This is a genomic window from Pseudomonas sp. FG98 (genome assembly GCF_057808595.1).
Window position 1 is genome coordinate 20,251 of sequence record NZ_JBMDIJ010000073.1, and the last position, 10,339, is coordinate 30,589.

The 10,339-nt window shown below is 65.2% G+C and carries 12 protein-coding genes; 10 read left to right on the forward strand and 2 right to left on the reverse strand.

The window, feature by feature from the left end; translation table 11 throughout:
* Nucleotides 1-6: 6 nt before the first annotated feature.
* Nucleotides 7-486 carry a GNAT family N-acetyltransferase gene (locus ACODSK_RS26575; protein WP_489020202.1) on the reverse strand — a complete coding sequence of 160 codons (480 nt, stop codon included), beginning with the start codon at nt 484-486 and terminating at the stop codon, nt 7-9.
* Nucleotides 487-818: 332 nt separating this feature from the next.
* On the opposite strand from ACODSK_RS26575, the gene ACODSK_RS26580 reads away from it, so the two are divergent.
* The 4 genes from ACODSK_RS26580 to ACODSK_RS26595 all read left to right on the forward strand — a co-directional run bounded on the left by ACODSK_RS26580 (nt 819) and on the right by ACODSK_RS26595 (nt 3,803).
* Nucleotides 819-1,442 (forward strand): LysE family translocator, encoded by a 624-nt coding sequence (locus ACODSK_RS26580; RefSeq protein ID WP_489020204.1) that lies wholly within the window; start codon nt 819-821, stop codon nt 1,440-1,442.
* Between the two features lie 18 nt (nt 1,443-1,460).
* Complete coding sequence (locus ACODSK_RS26585; RefSeq protein ID WP_489020206.1) at nt 1,461-2,363, forward strand: alpha/beta fold hydrolase; 903 nt, start codon at nt 1,461-1,463, stop codon at nt 2,361-2,363.
* A gap of 96 nt (nt 2,364-2,459) precedes the next feature.
* Nucleotides 2,460-3,323, forward strand: a complete 864-nt coding sequence (locus ACODSK_RS26590) for a pirin family protein (protein ID WP_489020207.1) — start codon at nt 2,460-2,462, stop codon at nt 3,321-3,323.
* A gap of 210 nt (nt 3,324-3,533) precedes the next feature.
* A complete protein-coding gene (locus ACODSK_RS26595) occupies nt 3,534-3,803 on the forward strand; it encodes a DUF1652 domain-containing protein (protein ID WP_489020209.1) in 270 nt (89 codons plus the stop codon).
* A 3-nt stretch (nt 3,804-3,806) separates the two neighbouring features.
* Here the strand turns inward: ACODSK_RS26595 and ACODSK_RS26600 are convergent, their stop codons facing one another.
* Nucleotides 3,807-4,094 carry a hypothetical protein gene (locus ACODSK_RS26600; RefSeq protein ID WP_489020211.1) on the reverse strand — a complete coding sequence of 96 codons (288 nt, stop codon included), beginning with the start codon at nt 4,092-4,094 and terminating at the stop codon, nt 3,807-3,809.
* A 192-nt stretch (nt 4,095-4,286) separates the two neighbouring features.
* Between ACODSK_RS26600 and ACODSK_RS26605 the strand changes: the two genes are divergently transcribed.
* The 6 genes from ACODSK_RS26605 to ACODSK_RS26630 all read left to right on the forward strand — a co-directional run.
* Complete coding sequence (locus ACODSK_RS26605) at nt 4,287-5,072, forward strand: SDR family oxidoreductase (protein ID WP_489020213.1); 786 nt, start codon at nt 4,287-4,289, stop codon at nt 5,070-5,072.
* A 10-nt stretch (nt 5,073-5,082) separates the two neighbouring features.
* Complete coding sequence (locus ACODSK_RS26610; RefSeq protein WP_489020215.1) at nt 5,083-5,547, forward strand: MaoC family dehydratase; 465 nt, start codon at nt 5,083-5,085, stop codon at nt 5,545-5,547.
* A gap of 10 nt (nt 5,548-5,557) precedes the next feature.
* On the forward strand, nt 5,558-6,760 hold the full coding sequence (locus tag ACODSK_RS26615) for an acetyl-CoA C-acyltransferase (RefSeq protein ID WP_489020217.1): 1,203 nt from the start codon (nt 5,558-5,560) through the stop codon (nt 6,758-6,760).
* A 426-nt stretch (nt 6,761-7,186) separates the two neighbouring features.
* Entirely contained in the window at nt 7,187-8,158 is a 972-nt protein-coding gene (locus ACODSK_RS26620) for a WD40/YVTN/BNR-like repeat-containing protein (RefSeq protein ID WP_489020219.1), read from the forward strand.
* An 85-nt stretch (nt 8,159-8,243) separates the two neighbouring features.
* Nucleotides 8,244-9,452 carry a helix-turn-helix transcriptional regulator gene (locus tag ACODSK_RS26625; protein WP_489020221.1) on the forward strand — a complete coding sequence of 403 codons (1,209 nt, stop codon included), beginning with the start codon at nt 8,244-8,246 and terminating at the stop codon, nt 9,450-9,452.
* A 107-nt stretch (nt 9,453-9,559) separates the two neighbouring features.
* The coding region (locus ACODSK_RS26630; protein ID WP_489020223.1) for a DUF1329 domain-containing protein at nt 9,560-10,339 on the forward strand (780 nt) is incomplete at its 3' end.

A 10,339-nucleotide genomic window follows, 5' to 3' on the forward strand; every position in this document is an offset into this window, starting at 1 on the left:
GGGCCATCAACCCCGGGCGAAGGCCCGCAGGGTCTCGCCGTCCATGCGGTAGCGCACCCACTCGTCCTGGGGTTCGGCGCCGATGGACTTGTAGAAATCGATGGCAGGTTGGTTCCAGTCCAGCACGCTCCACTCGAAGCGGCCACAGTCATGCTCGCAGGCCAGCCGGGCCAGGTGCCGCAGGAGCAATTTACCCGCGCCGGTACCGCGGGCTTGCGGGGTCACATAGAGGTCCTCGAGGTACAGGCCGTTCTGCCCGAGCCAGGTGGAATAGCTGAAGAAGTACACGGCGAAGCCAATGGCCTGGCCATCGCGCTCGCAGATCAGCGCCTTGGCGGTGCTGTCGGCGGTGAACAGGCTGCGCTGGATATGCTCGACGCTGGCGACCACCTCGTGGCGGGCGCGCTCGTACTCGGCCAGTTCGGTGATGAAGGCGAGGATCTGTGCGGCGTCTTCGAGGCGGGCGGGGCGGATCTGCAGGGACATGAAGTGTTTCCGGGTGGAGAAGGGTGGCGACATCCTAGATCAGATCATGCTGGCCATACAGCAGCGCGCGAACCTTGTGGGAGCGGGTTTACCCGCGATTGCTTCGGTGAATTCACTACTGCAATCGCGGGTAAACCCGCTCCCACAGGTGCCGCGTTGCATTTTAGATCTACAGAACAGCCTGAAGGCTGGGCGGACTCCCCACGAAGTTATTGCCAGCAGAACAGTATGGTGTACCTGATTAATTTATGTTGACTGTACCGGTTAACGGCAAACCATTCCCGGTAGGGTAAACCCATAACTCGAAACACCCTCCACCAGGATTACCCGCCATGCTGCTCACCTCCCTGAACCTGCTTTCAGCCTTCGTGCTGTTCGCTTTCGTCTCCTCGATCACCCCCGGCCCGAACAACACCATGCTGCTGGCCTCCGGGGTCAACTTCGGTGTGCGTCGCACTGTGCCCCATGCCCTGGGCGTAAGCATCGGTTTCATGGTGATGGTGCTGGCGGTCGGCCTGGGCCTGGGCGAGGTGTTCAAGGTCTATCCGGCGATCTACAGCGTGCTGCGCTATGCCGGCGCGGCCTACCTGCTGTACCTGGCCTGGAAGATCGCTACCTCCGGGCCGATGTCGGCGGTTTCGACAGACAGCCACAAGCCCATGAGCTTCATTGGCGCGGCAGCCTTTCAGTGGGTCAACCCCAAGGCCTGGGTGATGGCGGTCGGGGCAATCACAACCTACACACCGGCTCAGGGCTACCTGGTCAATGTCATCGTCATCGCCCTGGTGTTCTGCGTGGTCAACCTGCCGGCGGTGGCGGTCTGGGTGATGTTCGGCAGTGCCTTGCGCCGGTTTTTGCAGGATCCCCGTTGGCTTCGGCTGTTTAACCTGCTGATGGCGGCGCTGCTGGTGCTATCTCTGTATCCGCTGCTGTTTGTAGAATCGGGCTTTTCCTGATTCCTGCTGCGAGCCCCGATGGAACTGATCCCCTGGACCCATGATTGCGCCGAACACTTCACCCTGCGCGGCTGGCGTTCGCCGGCCAGCGGCAAGCCGCTGCTGCATTTCATCCATGGCAACGGCTTCTGCTGCCTGGCCTACCAGCCGCTGCTGGAGTTGCTGGCGGTGCATTTCGACCTGTGGCTGAGCGATGTGCAGGGCCATGGCGATAGCGACCACGGCGGCCCGTTCGTGGGCTGGAACCGTAGCGCCGAGCTGGCCCTGGAGGCCTTCAATGCCGGACGCGGCGAATACGGCGATGTGCCCTGTTTCGCCGTGGGCCACAGCTTCGGCGGCGTGTTGACCGGACTGATGCTGGAGCTCGAACCCCGGCTGTTCAAGCGTGCCGTGCTGCTTGATCCGGTGGTGTTCAGCCGCTCGATGATCGGCGTGATGGGCGTGGCCAGCTGGTTCGGCATGCACCGCCGCCATGGCCTTGCCCGCAAGGCTGCGACCCGTCGCAGCTACTGGCCGGACCGCCAGGCCGCCCACGACTCGCTGCACGGTCGCGGCATCTTCAAGGGCTGGAGCGAGGCGGCGTTGCAGGCCTATGTCAGCCACGCCATAGGCGAATGCGGTGCCGGGGTGGTGCTGCGCTGCCGGCCGAGTCGCGAGGTGGAGATCTTCAGTTCTTTCCCGAAACGCATGTGGGCATCGTTGTCGCGGGTGCAGACTCCCACCCTGGTGCTCCACGGCGAGCAGACCTATCCCTTCGTTCCGCTGTCACTGGCGCGCTGGGCACGCCTGAATCCCAACGTGGAACCGCGCAAGGTGCCTGGCGGGCACTGCTTCATGCAGGAAGATCCCCACGACAGCGCCCATCGCATCGAAGCCTGGCTGTTGCAGGCCGCTGCCGAACCCCAGTTCAAGTCGGCCTGATCGTTCCACCAGCAGGACAGTGAAAGCGCTTTTTGCCCTCTACCGCCTTTTTCGTTGCATGGGTATCGTGCGTCCCATGCAACGAGGAGGTCTCTCATGAAGAAGATTCAAGGCGTCTACCAAAGCCCGCCAGCCCATTGGGTCGGCGACGGTTTTCCGGTGCGCAGCCTGTTCAGCTACGACAACCTGGCCCGGCATATCAGCCCGTTCCTGCTGCTGGACTATGCCGGACCGCAGCATTTCGCCCCGACCAGCGCCCGCCGTGGTGTCGGCCAGCACCCGCACCGCGGCTTCGAAACCGTGACCATCGTCTACCAGGGTGAGCTGGAACACCGTGATTCCACCGGTGCCGGCGGCTTTATCGGCCCGGGCGACGTGCAATGGATGACCGCCGCCGGCGGCATCATCCACGAGGAGTTCCATGCGCCGTCCTTCGCCGAGCGTGGCGGCATGCTGGAAATGGTCCAGCTCTGGGTCAATCTGCCGGCCCGCGACAAGTCGGCCCCGGCGGGCTACCAGACCCTGCTGGACGCCGATATTCCGCGGGTGTCCCTGGCCGATGACGCGGGCAGCCTGCGGGTGATTGCCGGTAATTACCTCGGGCACCAGGGCCCGGCACGGACCTTCACGACGATGGATGTCTGGGATGTGCAACTGGGCGCCGGCAAGTCGCTGCGCCTGGCGGCGGCCGAGGGGCGCAACGCAGCGCTGGTGGTGCTGCGCGGCCAGGTCAGGGTCAATGGCCAGCAGGCGGTTGGTGCCGCGCAACTGGTGCTGTTCGAACGCGACGGCGAAGAGGTGCGGATCGATGCCGATAGCGACGCCATGCTGCTCTGGCTCAGTGGCGAGCCGCTGGACGAGCCCATCGTCGGCTATGGTCCGTTCGTGATGAACAGCCAGGCCGAGATCGTCCAGGCTTTCGACGATTTCCATGCCGGCCGCTTCGGTCAGATGGACTGACCGCGACCTTTCGTCCGATCCCCGCGATATGCGCCTGAACCTGCGCTGTCGCGGGCCCCTCCTTAACTCAGGACGTACGAGTTCCGACGGCAGCGGTCATGCCCGGCGTCAATGGCGCAAGCGCTTGCACATGGCTTTTTTCCATTGGACGCCGGCCCCCGGCAGGTTCTGACTTGGACGGCCATCCTTGTCCTGCGGAGGGTTCGAATCATGCCGATGAATGGAGTGTGTGACCTTGAGTTGCGCCAACTGATCGAGGGGGCGTTCCTGCCTGACCATTGCCAGGTCACTTGTAGTGATGGCTTGTCCTTGACCCTGCATTTCCCTGCCGATGCCCAGCGGGCGGCGTTGACCGTCAGCGATATCCACCTCAGTGAGCTGCCCAACTGCCGCGCCCTGGCCGAACTGGTCAGCCGGGTCCGTCAGCAGCGCGACCAGCTCAATCATGTGCAAGTACCGCATCTGCTGACCGGACGCTGAACCTCACTGAAGCTCCAGGCGCAATTGCAGGCTGCCGTCCTGGCATTGCCGGGACGACTGCACGATGCCCCGGCAGGTATGCCCGCGCCAGGTGAACACCAGGGTATGGGCGCGTTCCAGGCGTTCCGGCAGGGGCGGGGTGACTTGCAACTGCAAGCCGGGCTTGCCGGCGATATTCAAGGCTTCCAGTTGCACCATGCATTCGACGCTCTGGGTCGAGACGCCGAACAGGGTGTCGCGGGTGTAGTCGATCTGCAGGGGCTGGGGGCGAGGGGCTATAGCCGCGGCCATGGGGAGTCACCTCCTTTTGAGCGGGTGGATGCTGGCTGATGGAGGTTAGACCACGCTTTACAGAATGTTTCTGCAAAAGAATACGCTGTCGGCGACCAACGTACAGGCGCTCCATACCCCATTTTGACGATGCCGCCTCCAGCCCGCCCACCGTATATCTGGGCGGGTTCTTTCTGCCTGGAGGCATTCGTTGTGAAACACGCTCCCCCTTATGTACCCGGCCACCAACTGCTGGCTGGCAAGTCGGTCCTGATCACCGCCGCCGCCGGTGCCGGCATCGGCTATGCGGCGGCCCGGCGCAGCGCCGAGGAAGGCTGCCGGGCGCTGATGATCTCCGACATCCATCCACGGCGGCTGGAGGAGGCGGTCGAGCGCCTGAAGGCGGAAACCGGCCTGGAGGCCATCTACGGCCAGTTGTGCAATGTCACCGTCGAGGATCAGGTGCAGGCTCTGGTCGAGGCCGCCGAGCAGCACCTGGGCGGGGTTGATGTACTGATCAATAACGCCGGTCTCGGCGGGCAGAAAGGTGTGGTCGAGATGAGCGACGAAGAATGGTCGCAGGTGCTCGATGTCACACTCACCGGCACTTTCCGCATGACCCGCGCGATGCTCCCGCACATGCAGCGCCGCGCTGCCGGAGTGATCGTCAACAACGCCTCGGTGCTCGGCTGGCGTGCGCAAAAGGAACAGGCCCACTACGCCGCCGCCAAGGCCGGGGTCATGGCCCTGACCCGCTGCAGTGCACTGGAAGCCGCCGAACACGGCGTGCGCATCAATGCCGTATCGCCGTCCATCGCCCTGCATGACTTCCTCAAGAAAGCCTCCAGTGAAGAGCTGCTGGCCAGCCTGGCCGGGCGCGAGGCGTTCGGTCGCGCTGCCGAGGTCTGGGAAGTGGCCAATGTGATGATGTTCCTTGCCAGCGACTATGCCTCGTACATGGTCGGCGAGGTGTTGTCGGTCAGTTCGCAACAGGCCTGAGGAATCCGCCATGCCGCATGTTTTCAGCAGCGCCCGGGCCTTGCTCGACGCCGAGGGCCTGGATCTCGGCCACACCGACTGGCTGCCGATCGAGCAGTCGCGCATCGACCTGTTTGCCGAGGCCACCGGCGATCACCAGTGGATTCATGTCGATCCCGAACGTGCCGCCCATGGTCCGTTTGGCGCCTGCATCGCCCACGGCTACCTGACCCAGGCCCTGGCCAACCTGTTCCTGCCGCAACTGATGAGCCTGGAAAACATGGCCATGGGCGTCAACTACGGCGCCGACCGCGTGCGTTTCCCGGCGCCGGTGCGGGTCGGCTCGCGGGTGCGCGGGCATGGCCTGGTACAGCGCGTCGAGCAGATCGGCGAAGCAGTCCAGGCGGTGGTCCGGGTCAGTGTCGAGATCGAAGGCGAAAGCCGTCCCGGCTGCGTGATCGACACCATCAGCCGCTACACCTTCAACCCCGCTTGAGTGAACCGTCATGAATGAAGTCGTAATCGTCTCGACCGCGCGTACCGCGCTGGCCAAGTCTTTCCGTGGATCCTTCAACGACACCGAGGCGCCTGTGCTAGGTGGTCATGTGGTGCGCGCGGTGGTCGAGCGCGCCGGCATCGAGGCCGATGCCGTGGAGGACGTGATCATGGGCGCCGCCGTGCAGCAGGGCACCCAGGCCTACAACATCGGCCGTCTTTGTGCCTATACCGGTGGCCTGCCGGACAGCGTGCCGGGCATGGCCCTGGACCGCATGTGCGCCTCGGGCCTGATGAGCATCGGCGTGGCGGCCAAGGGCATCATGACCGGAGAACTGGCCGTTGCCATCGGCGGTGGCGTGGAATCCCTGTCACTGACCCAGACCCGGCACAAGAATACTTACCGCGCCCAGTCCCAGGCGGTGCTGGAGGTCATGCCGACGGCCTACATCCCCATGCTGGAAACCGCCGAGATCGTCGCGCGGTGTTATGGGATCAGCCGTGCCGCCCAGGATGAATACAGCCTGCACAGCCAGCAGCGCACGGCAGCGGCGCAGCGGGCCGGGCTGTTCGACGACGAAATCGTGCCGATCGAGGTCGAGCGCCTGCTGTTCGACCAGGACGGCCAGCCCGCCGGGCATGAGCGGGTGCGGGTCGAGCGCGACGAATGCAATCGGCCGGGTACCCGCCTGGAAGACCTGGCGGCGCTCAAGCCGGTATGGAAGGACGGCAAGTGGGTGGCCCAGGGCGAGTTCATCACGGCCGGCAATGCTTCGCAGTTCTCCGATGGTGCGGCGGCTTGCTTGCTGATGAGCCGGGTCGAGGCCAAGCGCCGTGGCTTGACGCCGCTGGGCATCTATCGCGGTATCGCCGTGGGCGGTTGTGCGCCGGAGGAGATGGGCATCGGGCCGGTGGTCGCGGTACCCAAGCTGCTCAAGCGTTTCGGCCTGGGTGTCGACGACATCGGCTTGTGGGAGATCAACGAGGCCTTTGCCTGCCAGGTCCTGCACTGCCGCGACGCGCTGGGCATCGCCCCGGAGCGGCTGAACGTCAACGGCGGGGCGATTGCCATCGGCCACCCGTTCGGCATGTCCGGAGCACGGATGGTCGGGCATGCGCTGCTGGAGGGGCGGCGACGCGGGGTGAGGTACGTGGTGGTGGCCATGTGCATTGGCGGGGGCATGGGCGCGGCGGGGTTGTTCGAATTGCCGTGATGGCTGGAGGGCCTCATCGCTGGCAATGCCAGCTCCCACAGGTTCTTGTGTCTGGCCTGGATCATGCGCTGGCCCGGCTCCCACAGGTTGCTGTGTCGGGCCCGGATCCTGCGGCTGGCCCGGAACCCTGTGGGAGCCGGCGTTGCCGGCGATGAGGCCATCAGCTTCGACATCGATCTTGCGGGTCAGGTGTTCTTGCCGGCCTCATCGCTGGCAAGCCAGCTCCCACAGACTCCTGTGTCGGGCCCGGATCCTGCGGCTGGCCCGGAACCCCGTGGAAGTCGGCATTGCCGACGACGAAGCCCTCTGACCTACACCATTTGGACGATGTCCCATCCTTCACCCGGCCAGATGATCCCCGCACAACAAAAAACACGAGGATCACCCGATGAAGCCCGAACCGTGCCCGTTGCTCCGGAGTCCGTCATGCGCAATCTGATCGGCTACTTCATGAGCGCCATCGTCATCGCCGCCGTGGCCTATGCCTTCGCTCCGCGCCATCCGGCGTCCTTGTCTCCCACGCAGATCGACGTCGACCGGGTCCAGGTCAACGCGTTGCTGACCGATGGTGCGCAGTTGCTCGGCGTCGGCGAGCGCGGCCTGTTCCTGCGTAGCGAGGACGGCGGCCTGACCTGGCAGAGCCGCCAGGTCGGCGGCCGCGAAGTGACCCTGACCGCCCTGGCTGCCCTCGGCCCCGGTGTGCTGCTCGCCGTGGGCCACGACGGCTGGATCCTGCGTTCCACCGACAGCGGCCAGACCTGGCAGGAAGTCCGCTACGACGCCGAACTCGGCGAACCACTGCTGGGCCTGTGGAGCGCTGACGGCCAGCAGGTGGTGGCCTACGGCAGCTACGGCAAGTACCTCGAATCCAGCGACGCCGGTCAGCACTGGACGGCCCGGGAAATGCCGGGTGAGGGCGCACATTTCAACGGCCTCGACGGTGGCCGCGATGGTCGCCAGATGCTGGTGGGCGAGCAGGGCCTGGTCCTGCGTTCCAGCGATGGCGGCGAGCATTGGCAAAGCCTCGAACCTTTCTACAACGGCTCGCTGTTCGGCGTGGTGCGGCTGTCCGCCGAGCGCTGGCTGGCCTACGGGATGCGTGGCCATGTGTTTACCACCAGCGATTTCGGCGACAGCTGGCAGCGCGTCGACATCGGCAGCAGCCTGCCGATCTACGGCCACGCGTTGCTGCCGGACAACCAGGGCCTGGTCCTGGTCGGCGCCGGCAGTCGCCTGATCCGTCTCGATGCCCAGGGCCAGGTGCAGGACCGCTCGCAACGGGCAGGGCTGGGGACCCTGACCAGCGCCGTGGTGCTCGGTGCCCGCCATTTGCTGGTCGCCGGTGAGCGCGGCGTCTACCAGGGTGGCGAAGGTGCCGTGCTTGCCGCCGCCCGCTGAAGCCTGATATCACCCGCGACCGATGCCACCACAACAAAAACAATGAGGCGGGCACCGGGAGACCGTGCCCGCCGGGGGATTGACCATGCACACCACGATGCCCAACGCCCGGGTCCTGGAAGAGATGGGGCTGGAGCTGGCCGAGTACGAGCGCCTGATCGGCGGCCTGTATGACGCGGCACTCGATACCCGACGCATGAGCGAATCGCTGCAGACCCTGCGCGCCGTGTTCCAGGCCAATTTCGTCACCCTGATCCTGCGCGTCGCCGACGAGCCGTTTCTCTCGCCGATGATGGTGGCGGGCGACGTCGAGCTGGGCGAGGGCGGGGTCAACCACTATGCCTACTACGCCAAGTCGACGCTGTTCGACAAACTGCCCACCGACCGCGTGTTCACCATCGACGACCTGATGAGCGAGGCCGAGTGGCTGACCTCGTCGTTCTATCTGCTGTACTGCGAGCCCTACGGCTGCCACCAGATGCTCGGCGTCGATATCAGCATGCCCGACGGTGGCACCCTGCGTCTGCGCATCAACCGTACCCGCGAGCAGGTGCGTTTCGGCGAGGCCGAACGCGCCCTGTGCGCGATGCTCATGCCCCATCTGCGCCGGGCCTTGCACATGCATGCCTTGCTCGACCGCAGCGAATCCCTCGGCAGCCTGTACAGCCAGACCATCAGTCGCCTGGCGGTGGCCACCATTGTCCTCGACGAAAGCGGCAGCGTGCTGCAACTGAACCCGGTGGCCCGGGAAATCCTCGACAGCAACGATGGCCTCAAGCTGGTGGGCGGGCGCCTGGAAGCCACCTATCCCAGCGATAACCGCGAACTCGGGCGCCTGGTGCGCAACGCCTTCACCCGTGCCCGGCATGGCGAGGGCGATGCCGTGGGCGCCGAGGCGATGTCGGTGTCGCGGCCTTCGGGGCAGGTCAATCTCGGCGTGGTGGTGGAGCTGATCCCGTCCCAGGAGCTGCTCGACGGCAAGGGCAAGCCGACGGTGATGGTCTATGTGCGCGATGCAGTGGGCAAGTCGCTGGTGAGCAATGCGGTGACCTCGCAGCTCTATCACCTGACCCCGGCGGAGACCGCGCTGGCCCTGGAACTGGCCAACGGATTGTCCCTGGAAGAGGCTTCGGAACTGCTCAATATCCGCCGTAACACCGCCCGTGCGCACCTGCGCTCGATCTTCTCCAAGACCGGCGTGCGGCGTCAGACCGAGCTGGTGCGGATCATGCTCAACAGCGTGGTTGCCCTGGGTCAGCCGGGCACCTTGCCGCTGCCGGCCAGTGCGGTCTGAGCGGCGCCGGGGAGGGTAAAAATGCGTTAGTCCGCACGGACGATGCTGCCGGCTCCAGCCCCTGCCGATACTGGGCTCCCGCTATCGGTAATCCAAGGAGAACAATAATGACCGGCAGTATCCTCGCCCCCCGTTGCCTGGCCCTGGTCCTGGCTGTCGCCCTGGCCGGCCAGGTCCAGGCGGCCCCGGAAGACGTCACGCGCCTGGGCAACGAACTCACCTGCCTCGGCGCGGACAAAAGCGCCAATGCCGACGGTTCGATCCCGGCGTACTCGGGCAAGTGGCTGGGGGTTCCGCCCCAGGTGGATTTCAAGGGCACCGGTAATCACCCGATCGATCCCTACCCGGAGGAAAAACCACTGTTCGTGATTACCGCGAGCAATCTGGCGCAGTACGCCGAACAGCTCTCCGACGGCCAGAAAGCCCTGTTCAAACTGTACCCGGCGACCTTCCGGATGCCGGTCTACCCCAGCCACCGCGACTTCCGCTACAACGACGCGGTATGCCAGGCCACCAAGGAAAACGCCGCCATCGCCAAGCTGGTGGACGACGGCGAGGGCGTGGTCGGCAAGACCGGCGGCACGCCGTTCCCGGTACCGCGCAGTGGCCTGGAACTGCTGAAGAACGCTTCGACCTTCACCCTGCGCGCCTGGACCGAGGAATACATCTCCGACAACGCCTATGTGCTCAAGGACGGCAATATCAACTGGGGCCGAGTGCACTCGCGCAACCTCGCGCCGGCGCTGGAGCCGGGCAAGATCGGCGACACCACCGGCAACTCCTCGTTCTACCTCAACGAAACCCTGCTGCCGCAGCGCGACAAGGGCGAGATCAACACCGGCACCGAGTTCTGGAACGACAAGACCGAGCCGGGGGGGGCGGGGGGG